Origin of the sequence: Pseudomonas resinovorans NBRC 106553 (assembly GCF_000412695.1) — a bacterium.
Lineage (GTDB): Bacteria > Pseudomonadota > Gammaproteobacteria > Pseudomonadales > Pseudomonadaceae > Metapseudomonas > Metapseudomonas resinovorans_A.
This window is the reverse complement of sequence record NC_021499.1, coordinates 682,741-706,653: the sequence shown is the minus strand read 5'-3', so window position 1 is coordinate 706,653 and position 23,913 is coordinate 682,741. Positions and strand designations below refer to the sequence as shown.

At 66.5% G+C, this 23,913-nt stretch carries 19 protein-coding genes; 9 read left to right on the top strand and 10 right to left on the bottom strand.

Going from position 1 to position 23,913, the window contains the following annotated elements; translation table 11 throughout:
- The first annotated feature begins 44 nt into the window (after positions 1-44).
- A complete protein-coding gene (locus PCA10_RS03210) occupies positions 45-2,447 on the top strand; it encodes a TonB-dependent siderophore receptor (RefSeq protein ID WP_016490572.1) in 2,403 nt (800 codons plus the stop codon).
- A gap of 465 nt (positions 2,448-2,912) precedes the next feature.
- Positions 2,913-4,175, top strand: coding sequence for an OprD family porin (locus tag PCA10_RS03205; protein ID WP_016490571.1), 1,263 nt, complete (start codon positions 2,913-2,915; stop codon positions 4,173-4,175).
- Between the two features lie 357 nt (positions 4,176-4,532).
- On the opposite strand, the gene PCA10_RS03200 is transcribed toward PCA10_RS03205, so the two are convergent.
- The 7 genes from PCA10_RS03200 to kdgD form a co-directional block, all read right to left on the bottom strand.
- Positions 4,533-5,465, bottom strand: coding sequence for a 2-hydroxyacid dehydrogenase (locus PCA10_RS03200; RefSeq protein WP_016490570.1), 933 nt, complete (start codon positions 5,463-5,465; stop codon positions 4,533-4,535).
- A 212-nt stretch (positions 5,466-5,677) separates the two neighbouring features.
- Positions 5,678-7,234: a galactarate dehydratase gene (gene garD / locus PCA10_RS03195; RefSeq protein ID WP_016490569.1), complete on the bottom strand. Its 1,557-nt coding sequence runs from the start codon at positions 7,232-7,234 to the stop codon at positions 5,678-5,680.
- A 145-nt stretch (positions 7,235-7,379) separates the two neighbouring features.
- On the bottom strand, positions 7,380-8,726 hold the full coding sequence (gudD, locus tag PCA10_RS03190) for a glucarate dehydratase (protein WP_016490568.1): 1,347 nt from the start codon (positions 8,724-8,726) through the stop codon (positions 7,380-7,382).
- Between the two features lie 17 nt (positions 8,727-8,743).
- The gene (locus PCA10_RS03185) at positions 8,744-10,162 is read right to left on the bottom strand and encodes an MFS transporter (protein ID WP_081663892.1); all 1,419 of its coding nucleotides are present in this window, start codon (positions 10,160-10,162) and stop codon (positions 8,744-8,746) included.
- A gap of 46 nt (positions 10,163-10,208) precedes the next feature.
- Positions 10,209-11,480, bottom strand: a complete 1,272-nt coding sequence (locus PCA10_RS03180) for a glucarate dehydratase family protein (RefSeq protein WP_016490566.1) — start codon at positions 11,478-11,480, stop codon at positions 10,209-10,211.
- A 92-nt stretch (positions 11,481-11,572) separates the two neighbouring features.
- Positions 11,573-13,015 carry an aldehyde dehydrogenase family protein gene (locus PCA10_RS03175; protein WP_016490565.1) on the bottom strand — a complete coding sequence of 481 codons (1,443 nt, stop codon included), beginning with the start codon at positions 13,013-13,015 and terminating at the stop codon, positions 11,573-11,575.
- Between the two features lie 21 nt (positions 13,016-13,036).
- Complete coding sequence (kdgD, locus tag PCA10_RS03170) at positions 13,037-13,948, bottom strand: 5-dehydro-4-deoxyglucarate dehydratase (protein WP_016490564.1); 912 nt, start codon at positions 13,946-13,948, stop codon at positions 13,037-13,039.
- A 417-nt stretch (positions 13,949-14,365) separates the two neighbouring features.
- Between kdgD and PCA10_RS03165 the strand changes: the two genes are divergently transcribed.
- The 6 genes from PCA10_RS03165 (at position 14,366) to PCA10_RS03140 (ending at position 20,012) form a co-directional block, all read left to right on the top strand.
- Complete coding sequence (locus PCA10_RS03165; RefSeq protein WP_016490563.1) at positions 14,366-15,178, top strand: NAD-dependent epimerase/dehydratase family protein; 813 nt, start codon at positions 14,366-14,368, stop codon at positions 15,176-15,178.
- Between the two features lie 51 nt (positions 15,179-15,229).
- Positions 15,230-16,111 (top strand): SMP-30/gluconolactonase/LRE family protein, encoded by an 882-nt coding sequence (locus PCA10_RS03160; protein WP_016490562.1) that lies wholly within the window; start codon positions 15,230-15,232, stop codon positions 16,109-16,111.
- Between the two features lie 64 nt (positions 16,112-16,175).
- A complete protein-coding gene (locus PCA10_RS03155) occupies positions 16,176-17,147 on the top strand; it encodes a TRAP transporter substrate-binding protein (RefSeq protein ID WP_016490561.1) in 972 nt (323 codons plus the stop codon).
- A gap of 53 nt (positions 17,148-17,200) precedes the next feature.
- Positions 17,201-17,728, top strand: a complete 528-nt coding sequence (locus PCA10_RS03150; RefSeq protein ID WP_016490560.1) for a TRAP transporter small permease — start codon at positions 17,201-17,203, stop codon at positions 17,726-17,728.
- A complete protein-coding gene (locus PCA10_RS03145; RefSeq protein WP_016490559.1) occupies positions 17,729-19,009 on the top strand; it encodes a TRAP transporter large permease in 1,281 nt (426 codons plus the stop codon). It abuts the gene before it with no gap.
- Positions 19,010-19,100: 91 nt separating this feature from the next.
- Entirely contained in the window at positions 19,101-20,012 is a 912-nt protein-coding gene (locus tag PCA10_RS03140) for an EamA family transporter (RefSeq protein ID WP_016490558.1), read from the top strand.
- A gap of 24 nt (positions 20,013-20,036) precedes the next feature.
- Here the strand turns inward: PCA10_RS03140 and PCA10_RS03135 are convergent, their stop codons facing one another.
- Entirely contained in the window at positions 20,037-20,789 is a 753-nt protein-coding gene (locus PCA10_RS03135) for a FadR/GntR family transcriptional regulator (protein WP_016490557.1), read from the bottom strand.
- 121 nt (positions 20,790-20,910) lie between these two features.
- Here PCA10_RS03135 and PCA10_RS03130 point away from each other — a divergent pair, with 121 nt between their 5' ends.
- Positions 20,911-21,774 carry an aldose 1-epimerase gene (locus PCA10_RS03130; protein ID WP_016490556.1) on the top strand — a complete coding sequence of 288 codons (864 nt, stop codon included), beginning with the start codon at positions 20,911-20,913 and terminating at the stop codon, positions 21,772-21,774.
- A gap of 58 nt (positions 21,775-21,832) precedes the next feature.
- Here the strand turns inward: PCA10_RS03130 and PCA10_RS03125 are convergent, their stop codons facing one another.
- Both PCA10_RS03125 and PCA10_RS03120 read right to left on the bottom strand, forming a co-directional pair.
- Positions 21,833-22,321 (bottom strand): single-stranded DNA-binding protein, encoded by a 489-nt coding sequence (locus PCA10_RS03125; protein ID WP_016490555.1) that lies wholly within the window; start codon positions 22,319-22,321, stop codon positions 21,833-21,835.
- A 9-nt stretch (positions 22,322-22,330) separates the two neighbouring features.
- Positions 22,331-23,725, bottom strand: a complete 1,395-nt coding sequence (locus PCA10_RS03120; protein ID WP_016490554.1) for an MFS transporter — start codon at positions 23,723-23,725, stop codon at positions 22,331-22,333.
- Positions 23,726-23,913: the final 188 nt, after the last annotated feature.

The window sequence follows — 23,913 nt, the reverse complement described above, 5'->3', positions numbered from 1 at the left end:
AGGGAAATGAATCCCATTAACCATTGCCGCTTCCGGACCCGTTCATGACCCCACCCTGCGCTTCCCGCCTCGCCCTCGCCATCCTCTGCGCCAGCCTCGGTGCGCCACTGCTGCCAGGCGTGGCTCTCGCCGATCAGGCCGCCACCGTCGCCAGCCGCAGCTACGCGATTCCCGCCGGCGACCTGGGCGAGGCGTTGAACCGCTTCGCCCGCGAGGCCGGCATCAACCTCTCCGCCACCCCCGCGCAGACCCGTGGCCTGCAGAGCGGCGGCCTGAACGGCGCCTACTCGGTGGAAGCGGGCCTCGCGCGCCTGCTCGACGGCACCTCGCTGCAGGCCGAAGGCCTCGGCGGCGGCAGCTTCGTGCTGCGTGAAGTGCCGGCCGGCAGCGCGCTGGAAATGCCGAGCACCCAGGTCTTCGCCCTCGGCAACGCCCTGGGCAGCGAGCAGGGCTACCTGGCCACCCACAGCCATGTGGCCACCAAGACCAGCAAGGCGCTGCTGGAAACCTCCCAGAGCGTCTCGGTGGTGACCCGCGAGCAGATCGACGACCAGGGTTCCAAGACCGTGCAGCAGGCCATGCGCTACACCCCCGGCATCTTCACCGGCCAGGTGGGTGCCTCGAACCGCTACGACTACGTGGTAATGCGTGGCTTCGCCGACAACAGCGTCGACAGCATCTACCTCGACGGCCTGAAGACCATGGGCGACAGCGGCACCTTCAGCTCGATGCAGGTGGACCCCTACTTCCTCGAGCGCATCGATGTGCTCAAGGGCCCCTCCTCTGTGCTCTACGGCCGCAGCCTGCCGGGCGGCCTGGTGGCGCTGACCAGCAAGAAGCCGCTGTACGAGGACTATCGCCAAGTCCAGGCCACGGTCGGCAACATGAACCAGAAGGGCGTGGGCTTCGACTTCAGCGGCCCGCTGGATGACGAGAAGCGCATCGCCTACCGCCTGGTGGGCCTGGGCAAGGGCAGCGACACCCAGTTCGACCACGCCAAGGACGAGCGCTACGCCATCGCCCCGTCGCTGGCCATCGATTTCAGCGAAGACACCAGCCTGACCCTCCTCGGCTACCTGCAACACGAGCCGAACGGTGGCTACCACAGCGGCGTGCCGGCCGAGGGCAGCCTGTTCCAGCGCAACGGCCGGCGCATCGACCGCGAGTTCTTCGACGGCGAGCCGGGCCTGGATGATTTCGACCGCACCCAGCGCATGTTCGGCTACCAGCTGGAGCACCGCTTCGACGACGTCTGGACCGCCCGGCAGAACTTCCGCTACCTGAGCTCTGACGTAGACCTGTCGCAGGTCTACGGCTACGGCTGGACCACCCCCACCAGCAACGAGCTGAACCGCTACTTCAGCGGCGCCAGCGAGGAGCTGGAGGCCTACATCATCGACAACATGGTCCAGGCCGAATTCGACTGGGGCGACACCCGCCACACCCTGCTCACCGGCCTCGACTACCAGCGCCGCAAGACCCACGTGGACTGGACCTCCGGCGTCTCCACGCCACTCAACGCCTTCGACCCGGTGTACGGCAACGAGACCCTGAGCTTCCTCAGCGAAGACAACCACACCCGCCGCCTGGAACAGACCGGCCTGTACGTGCAGGACCTGATCGACCTCGACCGCTGGCGCTTCTCCTTAGGGCTTCGCCAGGACTGGGTGGAGGTCTCCGACGAGAACCGCACCGCCAACAGCAAGAGCGACGATCGCTGGAACAAGTTCACCGGTCGCGTGGGCGTGCTCTACCTCTTCGACAATGGCATTGCGCCCTACATCAGCTACTCCGAGTCGTTCAACCCCAACGCCTACTCGGACGCCGCCGGCAAGGCCCTGGAACCCACCGAGGGCACCCAGTGGGAAACCGGCCTGAAGTTCCAGCCAGAAGGCAGCAACAGCATGTACACCGCCTCGGTGTTCCACATCACCCAGGAGAACGTCGCCTCCAAGCTGCCCCAGGACACCTTCTTCACCTCGGTTGGCGAGGTTCGCTCCCAGGGCCTGGAACTGGAGGCCAACACCCAGGTCAACGAGAACCTCAAGGTCCTGGCCAGCTACACCTACACCGACATCACCTACACCAAGGCGCTGGACGGCAACCAGGGCAATACCCCGAACCAGGCGCCCAAGCACATGGCCTCGGTCTGGGCGGCGTACGACTTCAACGCCGGCGCGCTGGACGGCCTGCGCACCGGTCTCGGCGTGCGCTACGTGGGCAAGACCTGGGCGGACAAGGAGAACACCCTGCACGTACCCTCCTACACCCTGGTCGACGCCCTCGTCAGCTATGACCTGGGCAAGCTGGGTATGAAAGGCCTGGACGTCAGCCTGAACGCCAACAACCTGCTGGACGAAGACTACGTCGCCTCCTGCTACAGCCTCGACTTCTGCTACTTCGGCGAGAAGCGCAACGTCAGCGCCACCCTCAGCTACCAGTTCTGAGGCGTTCCCACAAAGCCGGGCGGGCCATCCGCCCGGCTTTTTAATTTAGTGGTCGTACAACCACGGCTACTCCCTTCTTGCACCAAAGCCTCATTCCATTGGACGAAAGCCGTAGATGCGTTGACAACGCGAGGCAGGCCTGTTGATAATTCCGACAGCGTTGTACGACAACGTATAACAAAGAATAAGAACAAGAACCTGCACAGGGATCGACCATGACCCTCGACCGCCCAGGCCTCACCGCGCCAGACCATGCCCGCCCCAGCCGGGCCACGCCCCCATTCCCGAATTGCACCCATCCGGCACCCACAGGATTCGCCGACGGCTAGCCGCGGCTGATGCCTGGCCCCAGGGCCAGGTCGTGCCCTGATCCCAGGGCTCCCCCATTGCCCCCGTCATGACGATGCGCACCAGCCGTGTGCAGGGGGTCGGCTCAACCCAAGAAAACCCCGGAGCACAACAACAATGATCCTCCGCACCGCCCTGCACTCCACCCTCGTAGGGGCTGGCAGCCTCGCCTGCGGCCTCGCCCTGCTGCCCGCCAGCGTCCAGGCCGCCGGCTTCGCCGACGACGCCACGGCGACCCTGAACCTGCGCAACTTCTACATCAACCGCAACTTCGTGAACCCGACCAACCCCCAGAGCAAGGCCGAGGAGTGGACCCAGAACTTCATCCTCGACGCCCGCTCGGGCTTCACCGAAGGGCCGGTGGGCTTCGGCGTCGACATGCTCGGCCTGCTCTCGGTCAAGCTCGACGGCGGCCGCGGCACCCGCGGCACCCAGTTGCTGCCGGTGCACAGCGATGGCCGCCCCGCCGACGACTTCGGCCGCCTGGGCGTGGCCGGCAAGATGCGTGTGTCCAAGACCGAGCTGAAGGTGGGCGAGTGGATGCCGGTGCTGCCGATCCTGCGCTCCGACGACGGCCGCTCCCTGCCGCAGACCTTCCGTGGCGGCCAGGTGACGTCCCAGGAAATCGACGGCCTGACCCTCTACGGTGGCCAGTTCCGCCAGAACAGCCCGCGTAACGACGCGAGCATGGAAGACATGTCGATGAACGGCCGCGCGGCCTTCACCTCCGACCGCTTCAACTTCGCCGGCGGCGAATACGCCTTCAACGAGAAGCGCACCCTGGTGGGCCTGTGGTACGCCGAGCTGGAAGACATCTACCAGCAACAATACCTGCAGGTGATGCACAGCCAGCCGGTGGGCGACTGGACCCTGGGCGCCAACCTCGGCTACTTCAACGGCAAGGAAAACGGCAGCGCCCTGGCCGGCGACCTGGATAACCACACCTGGTCCGCCCTGCTCTCGGCCAAGTACGGCGGCAACACCTTCTACGTCGGCCTGCAGCGCGTCGGCGGCGACGATGCCTGGATGCGCGTCAACGGCACCAGCGGCGGCACCCTGGCCAACGACAGCTACAACTCCAGCTTCGACAACGCCAAGGAGAAATCCTGGCAGGTGCGCCACGACTACAACTTCGCCGCCCTCGGCGTACCCGGCCTGACCCTGATGAACCGCTACATCAGCGGCGAAGACGCCGAAGTGGGCGCGGTCACCGACGGCAAGGAATGGATCCGCGAGACCGAACTCGGCTACACCGTGCAATCGGGCGCACTCAAGGCGCTCAACGTGAAGTGGCGCAACGCGAGTATCCGCCGCGACTTCAACAACAACGAATTCGACGAGAACCGCCTGATCATCAACTACCCGCTGTCGATCCTCTGATGCGCCAACCGGGGTGGGGAGGGCTCCCTTCACCCCGGCTTTCCTCAAGGCACTTTCGGGTGCCTTTTTTGTTGGCGGGCCCCGTAGGTCGTGACGGGCGGTGTTCCGCTTGAGCGCAGACGTAGGCGTAGGATGGGTTGAGCTTGCGATACCCATCGACCCCTGTTGATGGGTATCGCTGCGCTCAACCACATCCTACGAAGCTGACCGCAAACCGGAAAAAAATCGGCGCACTCGTGGTGCGCCGTCACTGCGAATCTGCAGCTCAATTTCGTGGGGAGGAAACGGCGCCCGGCTTGTGGCGGGGAGCCGCATAGTGGCGCCGCCCGACGCGGCCACCGCTATGGGGTGGGCGGATCAGACCACCGGGGTCAGCATCTCGCCCGTGTCGAGGAAGGCCCGCAGGTTGGCGAACACCAGTTCTTCCATCTGCAGGCGGGTTTCCTCGGTGCCGCTGCCGATATGCGGCGTCAGCACGACGTTGTCCAGGCCGTACAGGACCTCGGGCACCTGGGGTTCGGCCTCGAACACATCCAGGGCCGCGCCGCCCAGGCGGCCTTCGACGAGGGCCGCCACCAGGGCTTGCTCATCCACCACCGAACCGCGGGCGACGTTGACCAGGATGCCCTCCGGGCCCAGCGCATCGAGCACCGGCGCGGAGATCAGGTGATGGGTGGCGGCGCCACCGGGGCAGAGGAGCACAAGGAAGTCCGCCCAGCGCGCCAGCGCCAGCAGGTCCGGCTCGTAGCCGTAGGGCGCGTCGGCGTCCGGGCGGCGGTTGTGGTAACGCACCTGCATGTCGAAGCCGCCCGCGCGGCGCGCCACGTCCTTGCCGATGCGACCCAGGCCGACTATCCCCAGGCGCTTGCCGCTGACCTTGCGCGCCAGCGGGAAGTTGCCGGCGGGCCAGAGCCCGGCGCGAACGAAGCGGTCGGAGGCGCTGATGCGCCGCGAGCAGTCGATCACGAGACCCATGGCGAGATCCGCCACGCAGTCGTTGAGCACGTCCGGTGTGGAGCTGACCCGGATGCCGCGATCACGCGCTACATCGACGGCGATGGCGTCGTAGCCGACGCCGAAGCTGCAGATGGCGCGGACCTTGGGCAGGCGCTCGAGCATCGCGGCCGAGCAGCCGAAGCGCGCCGAGGTGACGACTATGTCGAACTCGCCGCCGTGGGCGTCGAGGTAGGCCAGGGCATCGCCCTGGCGCCACAGCTGCACCACGTCGTTCTCGGTCACCAGGCGCTGGTTGAAGCGCTCGGTCAGCGGGCCAATGTGGAGAATCTTCATCCGGGGTTCCTTCTGTAAACAGACCGATGTCGAGGTCTCGCGAGCTAGAGAACAACAAGGCGCAACAACCAACAGGAGTAACAGCCGCAGGCTGGCCCGAATGGGGAGCGCCAGCGAATAAAATGGCTGAGGGCGCGGAGTTTACGAGCTGTAAATGAGCAAGCCCGAAGCCATTCCCAACGCAGTTATTCCGACGCGCAGCAGACCGCAGCTCAGGTTACCGGAGCCGGGTTGAACAGGGTCAGGTCATTGTGAAGGCGATGCTTCTCCGCCCAGGTGTGCTCCTTGCCGCTGGCCACGTCCAGGTAGTAGCGGAACAGCTCCCAGCCCAGCTCATCGAGGGTCACCCGGCCGGTGGTGATACGCCCGGCGTCGACGTCGATCAGGTCCGGCCAGCGCTCGGCCAGCTGGGTGCGGGTGGAGACCTTGATCACCGGCACCATGGCCAGGCCATAGGGCGTGCCGCGACCGGTGGTGAAGACGTGCAGGTTCATGCCCGCCGCCAGTTGCAGGGTGCCGCAGATGAAGTCGCTGGCCGGGGTGGCGCAGTACTGCAGGCCCTTGCCGCGTACCCGCTCGCCGGGGGCGACCACGCCGGCGATGGCGCTGTTGCCGGACTTGGCAATGGAGCCCATGGCCTTCTCGACGATGTTGTTCAACCCGCCCTTCTTGTTGCCGGGGGTAGTGTTGGCGCTGCGATCGGCCATGCCACGGGCCAGGTACTGGTCGTACCAGTCCATCTCGCGCACCAGGGCCTGGGCCACCTCGGGGGTCGCCGCACGCGGGGTGAGCAGGTGGATGCCGTCGCGCACCTCGGTGTTCTCCGAGAACATCACGGTGGCGCCGGCGCGCACCAGCAGGTCGGCGGCCACGCCCAGGGCGGGGTTGGCGGTGACGCCGGAGAAGGCGTCGCTGCCGCCGCACTGCATGCCCAACACCAGTTCGGAGGCTGGGCAGGTCTCGCGGCGGCGCTGGTCCAGTACCTTCAGGCGGTCTTCGATCATGCCCATGATCTGCTCCACCATGCCGCTGAAGCCGGTGGCCGAATCCTGCAGGCGGAAGAACCAGGCTTCCTCGTCCTGGCCGGCGGTGAGGGCGTCGCCGGGCATCAGTTGCTCGGCCTGCAGCTTCTCGCAGCCAAGGCCGATCACCAGTGCCTGGCCGCCGAGGTTGGGGTTGCGCGCGATGTTGTGCAGGGTGCGGATCGGGATCACCGCGTCCGGCGCGTTGATCGCCACGCCGCAGCCGTAGCTGTGAGTCAGCGCCACCACGTCGTCGACGTTGGGGTACTTCGGCAGGATTTCCTTGCGTACCCGTTCCACGCAGTGGTCGAGCACGCCGGTAACGCATTGCACGGTGGTGGTCACGCCGAGGATGTTGCGGGTGCCGACGCTGCCGTCCGGGTTGCGGAAGCCTTCGAAGGTGTAGCCGCTGAGGGGCGCCATGGCCGGCGGCACGGCGGTGGCCATGGGCAGGTGGTCGAGCCCGGGCGCGGCGGGGATGTCGAGCATCTCCTCGCGTACCCAGCTACCGCGCGGGATGTCCCGGAGGGCGTGGCCGATCACGGTGCCGTAGCGCAGCACGGCGGCGCCGGCGGGGATGTCCACCAGGGTGACCTTGTGGCTCTGGGGAATGGCTTCACGGGTGACCAGGCCATCGGGGAACTGGCCACCTTCGGCCACGCCCTGCTCGTTGATGACGATGGCGACGTTGTCGTCCGGGTGCAGGCGCACGTGGCGGGGCGAGTCCTGGTGTTGGATCAACTGCATGGCTGACTCCGTTGTTGTTCTCTCGTTCAGGCTTGTTCGGTGGTCAACGCGTAGGGTGGATCACGCTTCATCGATCCACCATCGGAGGCGGGATCGAGTTCGTCCGGTGGACATGAAAAGCGATGTCCACCCTACGGGCTGTGCCTCAGCGCACCAGGCAGGGGCGCTTGTTGTTGAAGGTCCAGTTCGGCACCAGGAACTGCATGGCGATGGCGTCGTCGCGGGCGCCCAGGCCCTTGGCCTTGTACAGCGCATGGGCCTTGGCCAGCTCGTCCATGTCCAGTTCGACGCCCAGGCCCGGCTTCTGCGGTACCGCCACCTTGCCGCCCTTGATCTGCAGCGGCTCCTTGGTCAGGCGCTGGCCGTCCTGCCAGATCCAGTGGGTGTCGATGGCGGTGATCTTGCCCGGCGCCGCCGCGGCGACGTGGGTGAACATGGCCAGGGAGATGTCGAAGTGGTTGTTGGAGTGCGAGCCCCAGGTCAGGCCCCAGTCGTTGCACATCTGCGCCACCCGCACCGAGCCCTGCATGGTCCAGAAGTGCGGGTCGGCCAGCGGGATATCCACCGACTGCAAGGAGATCGCGTGGCCCATCTGCCGCCAGTCGGTGGCGATCATGTTGGTGGCGGTGGGCAAGCCGGTGGCGCGGCGGAACTCGGCCATCACCTCGCGGCCGGAGTAGCCGTTCTCGGCGCCGCAAGGGTCCTCGGCGTAGGCCAGCACATGGTGCTGGTCGCGGCACAGGGCGATGGCCTGGGACAGCGACCAGGCACCGTTGGGGTCGAGGGTGATGCGCGCCTCGGGGAAGCGTTCGGCCAGGGCGGTGACCGCCTCGATTTCCGCTTCGCCCTGGAGCACACCACCCTTGAGCTTGAAGTCGTTGAAGCCGTAGCGGGCATGGGCGGCCTCGGCCAGGCGCACCACCGCTTCCGGGGTCAGGGCCTCTTCGTTGCGCAGGCGGAACCAGGCGTCGTCGGCGTCGGCCTCGCTGCGGTAGCCGAGGTCGGTGCGGTTGCGGTCGCCGACATAGAACAGGTAGCCGAGCATCTCCACCTCGTCGCGCTGCTGGCCTTCGCCGAGCAGCGCCGCCACCGGCACTTCCAGGTGCTGGCCGAGCAGGTCGAGCAGGGCCGACTCCAGGGCGGTAACGGCGTGGATGGCGATGCGCAGGTCGAAGGTCTGCAGGCCGCGACCGCCGGAGTCGCGGTCGGCGAAGGCCTGGCGCACCTGGTTGAGCAGGCTCTGGTAGTTGCCGATGGACTGGCCCACCAGCAGCGCGCGGGCGTCCTCCAGGGTCTGGCGGATGGCTTCGCCGCCGGGCACTTCGCCCACGCCGACGTGGCCGGCGTTGTCCTTGAGGATCACGATGTTGCGGGTGAAGTACGGGCCGTGGGCGCCGCTGAGGTTGAGCAGCATGCTGTCCTGGCCGGCCACCGGCACCACGCTGAGTTCGGTGATGCGCGGGGCGCCACTGGATACTTGGGTCTGGCTCATGTTCGTTCCTTCCTGTTTCAACGGGCCGGGGACGCGGCGGGGGTTTCGGGGGCAGCCGCCGGGCTTCCGGTTTCAGGCTTTACGCCCTTGAGTTCCACACGCTTGATCTCGCCGACGATGAACAGGTAGCTGAAGGCGGCGAGGAAGGCGTTGACGCCGACGAACACCAGGGCCCACTTGAAGGAGCCGGTGGCGGCGATGATGTAGCCGATGACGATGGGGGTGGTGATGGACGACAGGTTGCCGCAGGTGTTGAAGATGCCACCGGAGAGGCCGGCGATCTGCTTGGGCGAGGTGTCGGACATGACCGCCCAGCCCAGGGCGCCGATGCCCTTGCCGAAGAACGCCAGGGCCATGAAGCCCACCACCATCCAGTCGGATTCCACGTAGTTGCACAGGATCATGGTCATCGACAGCAGCATGCCGCAGACGATCGGGGTCTTGCGCGCCACGCTGAGGGAGTTGCCGCGACGCAGCATCCAGTCCGACAGCACGCCGCCGAGCACGCCACCGATGAAGCCGCAGATGGCCGGCAGGGAGGCGATGATGCCCGCCTTGAGGATGGTCATGCCGCGTTCCTGCACCAGGTACACCGGGAACCAGGTGAGGAAGAAGTAGGTGATGGCGTTGATGCAGAACTGGCCCAGGTAGATGCCGGCCATCATGCGGCTGCTCACCAGCTGCTTGATGTGCTCCCACTTCGGCCCGTTACCCGGCACGCGACGGTTCTGGTCCATGTCCACCAGGGCGCCGTTGGCGGCGATGTGCTCGACCTCGGCACGGTTGGCCAGCGGGTGATCCTTGGGGTTGTAGATGAACTTCAGCCAGACGAAGGAGAACAGGATGCCGATGCTGCCCATGACGATGAACACGTGTTCCCAGCCGAAGCTGTGGACGATCCAGCCCATCAGCGGGGCGAAGATCACCGTGGCGAAGTACTGCGCGGAGTTGAAGATCGCCGAGGCGGTGCCGCGTTCGGCGGTGGGGAACCAGGCCGCGACTATGCGGGCGTTGCCGGGGAACGACGGCGCCTCGGCGAAGCCCACCAGGAAGCGCAGCATGAACAGCGTGACCACGGTCCAGGCCACCGGCAGGGTGTCCACGAAGCCTTGCAGCAGGGTGAACAGCGACCAGGTGAAGATGCTGATGAAGTAGACGCGCTTGGAACCGAAGCGGTCCAGCAGCCAGCCGCCCGGGATCTGGCCGAGCACGTAGGCCCAGCCGAAGGCGGAGAAGATGTAGCCGAGCATGACGGCATCGATGCCGAGCTCCTTCTGCATGGTGGAGCCGGCGATGGAGATGGTCGCGCGGTCGGCGTAGTTGATCGTGGTCACCAGGAACAGCATGAGCAGGATCAGGTAACGCGCACGGGTTTGTTTCAGTACTTCGCCCATGGTTCTTCTCTCTGAATTGTTCTTGTCGAAGAGCTCGCGCATCGCAAGGCGCGAGTGTCGTAGTGCATTCCGCAGGCAGCGGACGGTGTCAGAACCTCGGCTTCCTGATTGTCCAGGCCGGGTCGTACTTGCGCATCTGCCGTGCGTCGTCGCGACTTCGGATATCGATGGACAGGTACTGCTCATGGAGTTTGGCCAGCTGGTCCTGGTCGAGTTCCACGCCCAGCCCCGGCGCCCGGGTGATGCTCACGCAGCCGTTGCGGATCGGCAGCTTGCCGCCCTTGATGACTTCCTCGTCCTCTTCCTGCCAGGGGTAGTGGGTGTCGCAGGCATAGGTGAGGTTGGGCACGGCGGCGGCCACGTGGGCCATGGCCATCAGGCTGATGCCCAGGTGCGAGTTGGAGTGCATCGACAGGCCGAGGCCGAAGGTGTCGCACATCCGCGCCAGCGCCTGGGTATCGCGCAGGCCGCCCCAGTAGTGGTGGTCGGCGAGGATGATCTGCACGCTGTTCAGCGCCACGCTGCGGCGGAACTCCTCGAAGTCGGTGACCACCATGTTGGTGGCCAGCAACATCCCGGTGCGCTCGTGCAGTTCGGCCATGCCTTCGAGGCCAGGGGTGGGGTCTTCGTAGTACTGCAGGTCGTCGCCCAGCAGCTCGGCCATCCGCAGGGCGGTGTCCAGCGACCAGTTGCCATTGGGGTCGATGCGCAGCGGGTGGTCGGGGAAGGCCTTCTTCAGCGCCTTGATGCAGGCCACTTCGTGCTCGGGTTCGAGGGCGCCGGCCTTGAGCTTGATGCTCTGGAAGCCGTGAGCCTCGATCATGCGCGCGGCCTGGGCGACGATCTGCTCTTCGGACAGGGCTTCGCCCCAGGAGTCCGGTGCATAGGGTGCGTCGATGTGTTTGGCGTACTTGAAGAAGAGGTAGGCGCTGAAGGGAACTTCAGTGCGCACCGCGCCGCCCAGCAGGTCCACCAGGGGCAGGCCGAGGGAGCGCGCCTGGAGGTCGAGGAAGGCGACTTCGAAGGCGGAATAGGCGTTGGCCACCTGCTTGCTCGGGTGCGAGCCGGGTGCCAGTTCGGCGCCGGCCTGGACCGGGCCGAGGCGTGCCACCGTCTGGATGACGCGGGCGCGCAGGCCGTTGAGGTCGAAGGCGTCCAGGCCCACCAGGCTGTCCTGCATGGCCTGAAGGACCGCCAGGACCGGTGCGTCGCCGTAGCTCTCGCCGAGGCCGATATGGCCGTTGTCACCCTCCACCTCGATGATCGAGCGCAGCGCGAAGGGTTCATGGATGCCGCTGGCGTTGAGCAGCGGCGCATCGCGGAAGGCGATGGGGGTAACTCTGACTCGTTTGATCTTCACGAGTTTTCCTACCTGTGCTTGTTGTTGTGCCGGTAGTCCCTGTTGATGCACGGGGGCAGGCCCTGCCCCCGTCGTATTCGTGACGCGTCGGATCAGCCTCCGATGTAGGTGGTCTTCACCGTGGTGTAGAACTCCTGGGCGTAGCGACCCTGCTCGCGCGGGCCGTAGGACGAGCCTTTGCGGCCGCCGAACGGCACGTGGTAATCCACCCCGGCAGTGGGCAGGTTGACCATGACCATCCCGGCCTGGGCGTGGCGCTTGAAGTGGTTGGCGTACTTCAGCGAGGTGGTGGCGATGCCGGCGGAGAGACCGAACTCGGTGTCATTGGCCAGCGCCAGCGCTTCCTCGTAGCTGGCCACGCGGATCACGTTGGCCACCGGGCCGAAGATTTCCTCGCGGCTGATGCGCATGTCCGCTTCGCTGTCGGCGAACAGTGCCGGCGCCATGAAGTAGCCCTCGGTCTCGCAGCGCACCCGCTCGCCACCGGCCACCAGGCGCGCGCCTTCGTTGCGGCCGATGTCGATGTAGCCGAGGTCCTGCTCCAGTTGTGCCTGGGACACCACCGGGCCGATGTCGACGCCGCTGTGCAGGGCATGACCGACACGGATGATGCGCATGCGCTCGGCCATGGCCTCGACGAAGCGGTCGTGTATGCCGGCGGTGACGATCAGGCGGCTGCTGGCGGTGCAACGCTGGCCGGTGGAGTAGAAAGCGCTCTGCACGGCGAGTTCCACGGCCACCTTGAGGTCGGCGTCATCGAGGATGATCTGCGGGTTCTTGCCGCCCATCTCCAGCTGCACCTTGGCGCCACGGGCGACGCAGGTGGCGGCGATGTTGCGACCCACACCCACCGAGCCGGTGAAGCTGATGCCGTCGACGCGCTTGTCGCCCACCATGGCTTCGCCGACCACGCGGCCGCTGCCCATCACCAGGTTGAATACCCCGGCGGGGAAGCCGGCGCGGGAGATGATCTCGGCCAGCGCCCAGGCGCTACCGGGAACCAGGTCCGCCGGCTTGAACACCACGCAGTTGCCGTAGGCCAGCGCCGGGGCGATCTTCCAGGCGGGAATGGCAATGGGGAAGTTCCAGGGGGTGATCAAGCCGATCACGCCCAGGGGTTCGCGGGTGACTTCCACCGATACGCCGGGGCGTACCGAAGGGACGATTTCGCCGGCCAGACGCAGGCATTCGCCAGCGAAGAACTTGAAGATGTTGCCGGCACGGCCCACTTCGCCGATGGCTTCGGGCAGGGTCTTGCCTTCTTCACGGGCCAGCAGGGTACCCAGCTCCTCGCGGCGGGCGAGGATCTCGCTGCCCACCTTGTCCAGCGCATCGGCGCGCGCCTGGATGCCGGAGACCGACCAGGACGGGAAGGCCGCGCGGGCCGCCGCGATGGCCTGGGCCACCTGGGCGGCGTCGGCCTGGGCGTATTCGCCCAGGCCGTCGGAAAGGTCGGAGGGGTTGATGTTGCGCGAGTAGCCGCTGCCGGCCACCCACTCCCCGCCTATGTAGTTATCGAAGCGTTGTTCAGTCACAAGACTTCTCCTGGATGCGGATCACTGCGGGCCCTGGGCGTCGATCAGCGCGGCGAGGCGCTCGTACTCGTCGGGCAGCAGGTCGGTCAGCGGCGCGCGGACCGGGCCGGCGTCGTAGCCGGAAATGCGCGCGCCAGCCTTGACGATGCTCACGGCGTAGCCGGCACGGCGGTTGCGGATTTCCAGGTAGGGCAGGAAGAAATCGTCGATCAGCTTGCCCACGGTTTCGTGATCGTCACGGGCGATGGCCTTGTAGAAGTCCATGGCGGTCTTGGGCACGAAGTTGAATACCGCGGAGGAGTAGACCGGTACGCCCAGGGCCTTGTAGGCCGCGGCGTAGACTTCGGCGGTCGGCAGGCCGCCGAGGTAGCTGAAGCGGTCACCCAGGCGACGACGGATGGCGACCATCAGTTCGATGTCGCCCAGGCCGTCCTTGTAGCCGATCAGGTTCGGGCAGCGCTCGGCCAGTTGCTCCAGCAGGGCCGGGGTCAGGCGGCAGACGTTGCGGTTGTAGACCACCACGCCGATCTTCACGGATTTGCAGACCTGCTCGACGTGGGCGGCGACGCCCTCCTGGCTGGCTTCGGTCAGGTAGTGCGGCAGCAGCAGCAGGCCCTTGGCGCCGAGGCGCTCGGCTTCCTGGGCGTACTGGATGGCCTGGCGGGTCGGACCACCGACGCCGGCGAGGATCGGCACCGAGTTGGCGCAGGTATCGACGGCGGTCTTGATGATGGAGGAGTACTCATCCGGCGCCAGGGAGAAGAATTCACCGGTACCGCCCGCGGCGAAGAGCGCCGAGGCACCGTAGGGAGCCAGCCATTCCAGGCGACGGACATAGCCTGCGGCGTTGAAATCGCCGGCGGCATTGAAGTCGGTGACGGGGAAGGACAGCAGCCCGGAGGAGAGGATGGACTTGAGTTCTTGTGGATTCATTATTCGAGCACCCTGCGAAACGGTTTGAGTTGAGCCGGGGATTCGACTACCCGGCGGCCGGTGATCCGGCGGTCCGGCGAACCGGCTTGAGAGATACGTTATCGTACAACTCAAAAAATTTCCAACCCCCTTTCGTCCCTCCGCGGCTCCCTGCCGCCATTCGTCAGCCGCCAGCCCACGCCCTGCCCCGTCCGGCGCTTGGAGCAATAGTCTGAAAAATCAGCTTAACCGCACAAGGACGGGCATTTCACGCACTCAACGAGGGGGCTTTCCAGGTCATCAGGGATGCCGTTACGGAGATGAAATTTTCCACCTTCGTCTCGTTGACAAGGCCAAGAAAGCCTGTCGATAATTTCGGCACTGTCGTACGACAACATATAACGACGCCAAATAACAACAACACGGAATGGCCCAGATATGACCGCTTCCAACCCGCGCCTTGCGCGCATCCTGCTCACCGGCGCCGCTGGCGGCCTGGGCAAGGTCCTGCGTGAAACCGTCCGCCCCTTCGCCGAAGTCCTGCGCCTGTCGGACATCGCGTCCATGGCCCCGGCGGCCGGCCCCCATGAAGAAGTGATCCCCTGCAACCTCGCCGACAAGGCGGCGGTGGATGCCCTGGTCCAGGGTGTCGACGCCATCCTGCATTTCGGCGGCGTGTCGGTGGAGCGCCCGTTCGAGGAAATCCTCGAGGCCAATATCCGTGGCGTGTTCCACATCTACGAAGCGGCGCGCCGCCACGGTGTGAAGCGCGTGGTGTTCGCCAGCTCCAACCACGTGATCGGTTTCTACGGCCAGGACCAGCAGCTCGACGCCGCCTCCCTGCGCCGCCCGGATGGCTACTACGGTTTGTCGAAGTCCTATGGCGAAGACATGGCCAGCTTCTACTTCGACCGCTACGGCATCGAGACCGTGAGCATCCGCATCGGCTCGTCCTTCCCCGAGCCGCAGAACCGCCGGATGCTCTCAACCTGGCTGAGCTACGACGACCTGACCCAGCTGATCGGCAAGGCGCTGTTCACCGCCAACGTCGGCCATACCGTGGTCTACGGCATGTCCGCCAACCGCGACATCTGGTGGGACAACCGCCTCGCCTGCCACCTCGGCTATGCCGCCAAGGACAGCTCCGAGCCGTTCCGCGCCAAGGTCGAGGCCCAACCGGCCCCGGCAGCCGACGACCCGGCTGTGCTGTACCAGGGCGGCGCCTTCTGCGCGGCGGGCCCCTTCGACTGAGTTCCCGCTCGCTCCATCCGCACGGCCAACAAGAACAAGAGACCGACCGCCATGCATGCCGAACTCATAGTGGATGCCCGCAACGCCACGGGCGAAAGCCCGGTGTGGCACCCGCAGGAACAGGCCCTCTACTGGGTCGACATTCCCGCTGGCCGCCTGCACCGCTGGCGCCTGCGGGACGGCGCCAGCCACAGCTGGCAAGCCGGGGAGATGCTCGCCTGCATCGCCCGTTGCGGTGACGACTGGATCGCCGGGATGCAGAGCGGGATCTTCCGCCTGCAAGCGGACGACCAGGGCGGCCTGACCGGCCCGCGCCTGGCCGAGGTCCGCCACGCCCGCCCGGAGATGCGCTTCAACGATGGCCGCTGCGACCGCCAGGGGCGCTTCTGGGCCGGCACCATGCTGCTGGACATGGGTGCCGCCGCGCGGGTCGGCGCGCTCTACCGCTTCGACGGCGGGAACGATCCGCTGCAGATCCGCCTGGACGGTTTCATCGTGCCCAACGGCCTGGCCTTCAGCCCGGACGGCACGCGCATGTACCTCTCCGATTCGCACCCCGACGTACAGGCCATCTGGGCCTTCGACTACGACATCGACAGCGGCACGCCCTACAACCGCCGCCTGTTCGTCGATATGCACGAGTACCCCGGCCGCCCCGACGGCGCTGCGGTGGACGAGGACGGCTGCTACTGGATCTGCGGCAACGACGCCGGCCTGGTGCACCGCTTCACCCCCGACGGCCGCCTCGACCGCTCCCTGGCCGTACCGGTGAAGAAACCCGCCATGTGCGCCTTCGGCGGCCCCGGCCTGGACACGCTCTTCGTCACCTCCATCCGCCCCGGCGGCGACCTCTCCGATCAACCCCTGGCCGGTGGCGTGTTCGCCCTGCGCCCCGGGGTCAAGGGACTGGAGGAACCGCTGTTCCGGGGCTGAGCCCCATCGCAATACCGCAGTTCGCTGGATAGAAACCAAACAAAAACAAGACGGAGTTTCCCCTATGAACCTGAAACGCAAGCTGCTCGTCGCCGCCCTCCCCTTCGCCTTCGGCCTTGCTGGCAGCGCCCACGCCCTGGACATCAAGTTCGCCGAGATCCACCCGGCCGGCTACCCCACGGTGGTGGCCGAGCAGAACATGGGCAAGAAGCTGGAAGCGCAAAGCAATGGCGAGATCACCTTCAAGATGTTCGCCGGCGGCGTGCTCGGCTCCGAGAAGGAAGTGATCGAGCAGGCCCAGATCGGCGCGATCCAGATGGCCCGCGTCAGCCTCGGCATCGTCGGCCCGGTAGTGCCGGACGTGAACGTCTTCAACATGCCCTTCGTGTTCCGCGACCACGCGCACATGCGCAAGGTCATCGACGGCGAGATCGGCCAGGAGATCCTCGACAAGATCACCAACTCCGAATTCAACCTGGTGGCCCTGGCCTGGATGGATGGCGGTACCCGCAACCTCTATACCAAGGAGCCGGTACGCAAGATCGAGGACCTGCACGGCAAGAAGATCCGCGTGCAGGGCAACCCGCTGTTCATCGACATGATGAACGCCATGGGCGGCAACGGCATCGCCATGGACACCGGCGAGATCTTCAGCGCCCTGCAAACCGGCGTGATCGACGGCGCCGAGAACAACCCGCCGACCATGCTGGAACACAACCACTTCCAGAACGCCAAGTACTACACCCTGACCGGCCACCTGATCCTCCCCGAGCCGGTGGTGATGTCCAAGACCACCTGGGAAAAGCTCACCCCCGAGCAGCAGGCCCTGGTGAAGAAGGTGGCGCGCGAGGCGCAGATGGAAGAGCGCGCGCTGTGGGACGCCAAGTCCGCCGCCAGCGAGGAGAAGCTCAAGGCCGCCGGCGTGGAGTTCATCGCCGTGGACAAGAAGCCCTTCTTCGACGCCACCGCCCCGGTACGCGAGAAGTACGGCGCGCAGTACGCCGACCTGATGAAGCGCATCGCCGACGTCCAGTAACCCCTGATGAGCACCACGGCGGGCGCCAGCCCCCGTGGTGCCGGTGAAGTCCCATGAAAGACTCCCTGCTGCGTTTCAACGACGGCCTCTACATGACCTGCATCTGGGTCGCCGGGCTGTCCGTCGCGACCATGTCGCTGATCATTCCCTGGGGCATCTTCGCCCGCTACGTGCTGGGCACAGGCTCCAGCTGGCCGGAGCCGGTGTCCATCCTGCTGATGGTGGTGTTCACCTTCGTCGGTGCCGCCGCCAGCTACCGCGCCGGCGCGCACATGGCGGTGGCCATGGTCACCGATCGCCTGCCGCCGCAGACGCGCACCCTGGTGGCGCTGCTGGTGCAGGTGCTGATGGCGCTGATCTGCCTGTTCATGGCCGTCTGGGGCGCCAAGCTGTGCGCCACCACCTGGAACCAGTTCGTCGCCGCCCTGCCCGGCCTGCGGGTGGGCCTGACCTATGCGCCGATTCCCATCGGTGGCGCGCTAACCCTGGTGTTCGTACTCGAGAAACTCCTGCTGGGCGACCAGAGCCACCGCCGCGTGGTGCGCTTCGACCTGGTTGAAGAAAACGAAGGAGCCGCATAAGTGGACGCATTCATCCTTCTCGGCAGCTTCATCCTGCTGATCCTCCTCGGCATGCCGGTGGCCTATGCCCTGGGCCTTTCCGCGCTGATCGGCGCCTGGTGGATCGACATCCCGCTGCAGGCGATGATGATCCAGGTCGCCGCCGGGGTTAACAAATTCTCCCTGCTGGCGATTCCCTTCTTCGTCCTGGCCGGCGCGATCATGGCCGAGGGCGGCATGTCACGGCGCCTGGTGGCGTTCGCCGGGGTGCTGGTGGGCTTCGTGCGCGGCGGCCTGTCGCTGGTCAACATCATGGCCTCGACCTTCTTCGGCGCCATCTCCGGTTCCTCGGTGGCGGACACCGCCTCGGTGGGTTCGGTGCTGATCCCGGAAATGGAGCGCAAGGGCTACCCCCGCGACTTCTCCACGGCGGTGACCGTGAGCGGCTCGGTGCAGGCGCTGCTGACCCCGCCCAGCCACAACTCGGTGCTCTACTCCCTGGCCGCCGGCGGTACCGTTTCCATCGCCTCGCTGTTCATGGCCGGGGTGATGCCGGGCCTGCTGCTGTCGGCGGTGATGATGGTGCTCTGCCTGATCTTCGCGAAGAAGCGCAACTACCCCAAGGGCGAAGTCATTCCCCTGCGCCAGGCGCTGAAGATCGCCGGTGAGGCGCTCTGGGGCCTGATGGCCATGGTGATCATCCTCGGCGGCATCCTCAGCGGCGTGTTCACCGCCACCGAATCGGCGGCCATCGCGGTGGTCTGGTCGTTCTTCGTGACCATGTTCATCTACCGCGACTACAAGTGGCGCGACCTGCCCAAGCTGATGCACCGGACGGTGCGGACCATCTCCATCGTGATGATCCTCATCGCCTTCGCCGCCAGCTTCGGCTACGTCATGACACTGATGCAGATCCCGGCCAAGATCACCACGATGTTCCTGACCCTGTCGGACAACCGCTACGTGATCCTCATGTGCATCAACGTCATGTTGCTGCTGCTGGGTACCGTGATGGACATGGCACCGCTGATCCTGATCCTCACCCCGATCCTGATGCCGGTGATCGTCGACATCGGCGTCGACCCGGTGCACTTCGGCATGATCATGCTGGTGAACCTGGGCATCGGCCTGATCACCCCGCCGGTGGGCGCGGTGCTCTTCGTCGGCTCGGCGGTCGGCAAGGTCAGCATCGAGAGCACCGTGAAGGCCCTGCTGCCCTTCTACGCGGCGCTGTTCGCCGTGCTGATGGCCGTGACCTACATTCCGGCCATCTCCCTCTGGCTGCCCAGCGTCGTGCTCTGATCCACCCCGGCGGGCCGCGCGCGGCCCGCCTCCCCCGCTCCAGAAGAACGACCCGACGTCGTCCGGAGAACCACCTACACGGACCGTTTCCATGCCTGCCACCACGCTGTTCCCCCGGCACATCGCCGTCCTGCTCCTGGCCTTGCTGGCCTGCTCCTTCGCCGGCAACCACATCGCCGCGCGCTTCGCCTTCGACGACGGCACCGGCCTCCTGCTGGCCATCCTCTGCCGTTCAGGCCTGACCATGCTGGTGCTCACTGGCATCGTGCTCTGGCAGCGCCAGCCTCTCGGCCTGCCCGCCGGCACCCGCCGCTGGCAACTGCTGCTGGGCCTGCTGATCGCCACCCAGAGCCTATGCCTCTACTCGGCGGTGGCGCGAATCCCGGTGGCCCTGGCGCTGCTGGTGGGCAACACCTTCCCCATCGTCCTCGCCCTGCTCACCTGGGCCCTGGGCGGTGGCGCGCCGAGCCGGCGCAATGCATCGCTGATGGGTTTGATCCTGCTCGGCCTGGTATTCGCCCTGGATGTACCCGGGCGCCTGGCGGCGGCGGAAGACGCCGGGCCGGAGTGGACCCTGGGGGTGACGCTGGCCTTCTGCGCCGCCTGCGCCTTCGCTTGCGCCCTGTGGATAACCGACCACAAGCTGGCCGCCCTGCGCGGGCCGGTGCGCAGCATGCTGACCCTGATGATCGTGTTCGCCAGCATGCTGGTGGCCGGCATCAGCGGCCTGGTGCCGGGCGGCATGGCGACGCCGGCGAGCGGCGGCGGCTGGGTCGCCCTGGGCACCCTGGTGCTGCTCTATGGCCTGGCGTTCTCGCTGCTGTTCGTCTGCGTACCACGGCTGAACATGGCCCAGAACGCGCCGGTGATGAACGTCGAGCCCATCGCCACGCTGCTGTTCGGCTGGGTCCTGCTGGACCAGGTGCTGAACGGCATGCAGCTGATCGGCGGCGCCATCGTGGTCGCCGGGATCGTGCTGCTGACTTATCGGAAGAGCGCCTGAGCCGTGTCGGCCCAGGCGCGGGGATCACGCCTTCTGCTGTTCCCGCTCGGCCTCTTCGTGGGCCTGGCGCAGACGTTCGCGGCTGTTGGTCAGGTGCAGGCGCATGGCCGCCCGCGCCGCCTCGGCATCCTGGCGGGCGATGGCTTCGTAGATTTCCTCGTGCTCGCGGGCCAGCCGGGCCATGTACTGCTCCTGGTCGGCGTGGGCGATGCGCGCGGAATTCAGCCGGGTGCGCGGAATGATGCTGGTACCCAGGTGGGTCATGATGTCGGTGAAGTAGCGGTTGCTGGTGGCCAGGGCGATCTGCAGGTGGAACTGGAAGTCCGAGGCCACCGCGTTGGTGCCATGGGCGGCGTTCATGAACACATCCAGCGCCTCGCGGATCGCCACCAGCTGCTCCGGCGTACGGCGCTGGGCGGCGAGACCGGCGGACTCCACCTCGAGGCTGATGCGCAGCTCGAGGATGGCGATCACGTCACGCATGGTGACGATGGTCGCCGGGTCGATGCGGAACCCCATGGGACTCGGGGTATCCAGCACGAAGGTGCCGATACCGTGGCGGGTTTCCACCAGCCCCGCGGCCTGCAGCCGCGAAATGGCCTCGCGCACCACGGTGCGGCTGACGCCCTGGGCTTCCATGATCGCCGACTCCGTCGGCAGCTTCTCCCCGCGCTTGATCACGCCGTCCTGGATCTGCTGGGAGAGTTCGCTCACCAGCTCCTGGGCCAGGCTGCGGTGCTTGCGGCGCGGACGTTGCTGGGTGCTGGGGTTGTCCATGGGGGAACTCGATCTCGGTGGAAACTGAGCGTCCATCATAGCCCAGGCAGTTGTACGATGACACTCATCTGCAGCGAACTCCGGGCTTTTCCATTCATTCCTGTCACCCGGTAAGCAGATGATGACCACTGCCCTGCTCCAGCTCGAAGACCACCTGACCCGCCTGACCCTGGCCCCCGACCTGGGCGGCGCCATCGCCAACTGGCAGTTGCTGGACGGCCGCCCCTTGCTGCGCCACGCCGATGCCGAGGCCCTGGCCGCCGGCACGCCCAGGCGGCTGGGCTGCTACCCGCTGGCGCCCTGGTCGAACCGCATCGGCAACGGCGGCTTCGCCCTGCCGGACGGCTGGCTGGCCCTGGAACCCAACAGCCCCGACCCCTACCCCATCCACGGCAGCGCCTGGCAGCAACCCTGGGACCTGCTGGAACAGCGCGATAGCCTGGTGCGCCTGGGGTTGGAGAGCCGCCAGCCCTTCGCCTACCGCGCCGAACAGCGCTTCCAGCTGCAGGCCGGGCAACTGGATATCCGCCTGCGGGTGACCCATCAGGACCCACGGGCCACCTGGTATGGCCTGGGCCTGCATCCCTACTTCCCGCGCAGCGCGAACACACGCCTGCTGGCGGCGGCGGACTCGGCCTGGCTGTGCGGCGCCGACAAGCTGCCCACCGAGCGGGTCGCCTTGCCCGCCGGCTGGGACTTCTCCACCGCAGCGGCACTGCCGGATGGGCTTGTGGATAACGGCTTCGCTGGCTGGCCGGGCCGCTGCGGCATCCTCCAGACGGACCTGGGCTATCGCCTCGATTGCAGCGCCAGCGGCTGCGACAGCTTCCTGCTGTTCTGTCCCGAGGGCCAAGGCTTCTTCTGCTTCGAGCCGGTCACCCACCCGGTCAACGCCCACCACCTGCCAGGCCGGCCGGGGCTGCGCCTGCTAGCGGCCGGCGAGTCCCTGGAGATCGGCTGGAGCATGGCGGTCAGCCTGCTCTGAAACGACAAAGGCGCAGCCGGATGGCTGCGCCTTTGTTTGTCCGCTTACGCGATTCGACTCAGAACGGGATGTCGTCGTCGAAGCTGTCGTAGTCCGGAGCCGGCTGGGCGGCAGGCTGCGGGGCCGGACGCTGCTGCTGCGGAGCGGACTGCTGCGGCTCGCGCTGCGGGCGCGGGGCACGCGGGGCGTCGCCTTCGCTGCCGGGACGGCCGCCGAGGAGCTGCATCTGGCCGTTGATGTCGACCACGATCTCGGTGGTGTAGCGCTTCACGCCGTCCTTTTCCCACTCGCGGGTGCGCAGGGAACCTTCGACATACACTTGCGAGCCCTTGCGCAGGTACTCACCGGCGATTTCGGCGAGGCGGCCGAAGAACACCACGCGGTGCCATTCGGTGCGTTCCTGCTGCTGGCCGGTCTGCTTGTCCTTCCAGGACTCGCTGGTGGCCAGGGTGACGTTGGTCACCGCGTTGCCGTTGGGCAGGTAGCGGGTTTCCGGATCACCACCGACGTTACCAACCAGAATGACTTTGTTAACCCCACGGGCCATGACGTTCTCCTAGGCTTCAGCACGTTCCGGGGCCGATTCGATCAGGCTCTCCAGGGACGTGCGGTCCAGTTTTTCAGAATCCACTTTGATGTAGATGGCCGCCTCTTCGGCCACCACGACGGCGTCTGCCACTCCGGGCATTGCCAACATACGCGTAACCAGCCCGGTATCGGCCACGGCCGCTGCACTGAGCGGGAGGCGCAGGCTGGTTACGTACGGAGGTTCACGCATAGTAACAGCAATGGCCAGCCAAATTGCACAGACCACGGCACAACCGACGAACACCGTAGACAGGCCGCCATGCTGGTACAGCCAGCCGCCGAGAATGCCGCCCAGCGCCGCGCCGAGGAACTGGCTGGTGGAGTACACACCCATGGCCGTGCCCTTGCCGCCGGCCGGGGCGACCTTGCTGATCAGCGACGGCAGCGAGGCTTCCAGCAGGTTGAACGCGGTGAAGAAGAGGATGGTGCCGAACACCAGGGCGCGCAGGCTGTTGCCGAACTGCCAGAAGAACAGTTCGCAGAGGAAAAGCACCGCGACGGCGCCGACCAGGACCTTCTTCATCTGGCGTTTCTTCTCGCCATAGATGATGAACGGCACCATGCCGAAGAAGCCCACCAACAGGGCCGTGAGGTAGACCCACCAGTGCTCTTCCTTGGGCAGGCCGGCCTTTTCCACCAGCGCCAGCGGCAGGGCGACGAAGCTGGCCATGAGGATCGCGTGCAGGGCGAGGATGCCGAAGTCCAGGCGCAGCAGGTCGGGGTGCTTCAGGGTTGGCAGCAACGCCTGGCGCGCCACCCCGGATTCGCGGTGCTGCAGCGGATGGGAGGCCCGCGGCACCATGGCGGCGACTATGACGATACCCAGCAGCGCCATGATGGCGGTGGCCCAGAACAGCCCGGAGAGGCCGAAGGCGCGGGTCAGCAGCGGGCCGACCACCATGGCCACGGCGAAGGACACGCCGATGCTCATGCCGATCATGGCCATGGCCTTGGTGCGGTGCTGTTCGCGGGTGAGGTCGGAGAGCAGCGCCATCACCGCGGCGGAAATGGCCCCGGCGCCCTGCAGCACCCGGCCGGCGATCACCCCCCAGATGGAGTCGGCGTTGGCCGCCAGGGCGGCGCCGGCGGCGAAGATCAAGAGGCCGATGTAGATCACCGGCAGCCGGCCGATGCGGTCGGAAATGATCCCGAAGGGAATCTGCAGCACGGCCTGGGTCAGGCCATAGGCGCCGATGGCCAGGCCGATCAGGGCCGGGGTGGCGCCCGCGAGATCCTGGCCGTAGGTGGCCAGGACCGGCAGTACCATGAACATGCCGAGCATGCGGAAGGCGAACACCAGGGCCAGGCCGCTGGCCGCGCGCGTTTCGCTGCCGCTCATGCGTTCAGAGTGGGAATCGTGCATAGGTGCCTCAAGGGAGAACGATCGGGGCCTGCGTCATGCGCCCCTGTCTGGCTGGCCACCCGCTCCTGGGTGCCCGGCTGCCGCCGGTGCCCGAAAAATGCCGCGCATTCTAGCAGTCCCGGCGGATTGCGACACGCTTGTGACGCTTTGCCGCGCCCAGGCCGCGGGCCGTATAATCGCGGGTTTCC

Bases quoted from the DNA above. Each gene is read 5' to 3' on its own strand.
- PCA10_RS03205 (WP_016490571.1), top strand. From the start codon at position 2,913: ATGATCCTCCGCACCGCCCTGCACTCCACCCTCGTAGGGGCTGGCAGC.
- gudD (WP_016490568.1), bottom strand. From the start codon at position 8,726: ATGAGCCAGACCCAAGTATCCAGTGGCGCCCCGCGCATCACCGAACTC.
- PCA10_RS03125 (WP_016490555.1), bottom strand. From the start codon at position 22,321: ATGGCCCGTGGGGTTAACAAAGTCATTCTGGTTGGTAACGTCGGTGGT.
- PCA10_RS03130 (WP_016490556.1), top strand. From the start codon at position 20,911: ATGACCACTGCCCTGCTCCAGCTCGAAGACCACCTGACCCGCCTGACC.
- PCA10_RS03155 (WP_016490561.1), top strand. From the start codon at position 16,176: ATGAACCTGAAACGCAAGCTGCTCGTCGCCGCCCTCCCCTTCGCCTTC.
- PCA10_RS03160 (WP_016490562.1), top strand. From the start codon at position 15,230: ATGCATGCCGAACTCATAGTGGATGCCCGCAACGCCACGGGCGAAAGC.
- PCA10_RS03200 (WP_016490570.1), bottom strand. From the start codon at position 5,465: ATGAAGATTCTCCACATTGGCCCGCTGACCGAGCGCTTCAACCAGCGC.
- PCA10_RS03120 (WP_016490554.1), bottom strand. From the start codon at position 23,725: ATGCACGATTCCCACTCTGAACGCATGAGCGGCAGCGAAACGCGCGCG.
- PCA10_RS03135 (WP_016490557.1), bottom strand. From the start codon at position 20,789: ATGGACAACCCCAGCACCCAGCAACGTCCGCGCCGCAAGCACCGCAGC.
- PCA10_RS03150 (WP_016490560.1), top strand. From the start codon at position 17,201: ATGAAAGACTCCCTGCTGCGTTTCAACGACGGCCTCTACATGACCTGC.
- kdgD (WP_016490564.1), bottom strand. From the start codon at position 13,948: ATGAATCCACAAGAACTCAAGTCCATCCTCTCCTCCGGGCTGCTGTCC.
- PCA10_RS03210 (WP_016490572.1), top strand. From the start codon at position 45: ATGACCCCACCCTGCGCTTCCCGCCTCGCCCTCGCCATCCTCTGCGCC.
- PCA10_RS03165 (WP_016490563.1), top strand. From the start codon at position 14,366: ATGACCGCTTCCAACCCGCGCCTTGCGCGCATCCTGCTCACCGGCGCC.
- PCA10_RS03185 (WP_081663892.1), bottom strand. From the start codon at position 10,162: ATGCGCGAGCTCTTCGACAAGAACAATTCAGAGAGAAGAACCATGGGC.
- garD (WP_016490569.1), bottom strand. From the start codon at position 7,234: ATGCAGTTGATCCAACACCAGGACTCGCCCCGCCACGTGCGCCTGCAC.
- PCA10_RS03140 (WP_016490558.1), top strand. From the start codon at position 19,101: ATGCCTGCCACCACGCTGTTCCCCCGGCACATCGCCGTCCTGCTCCTG.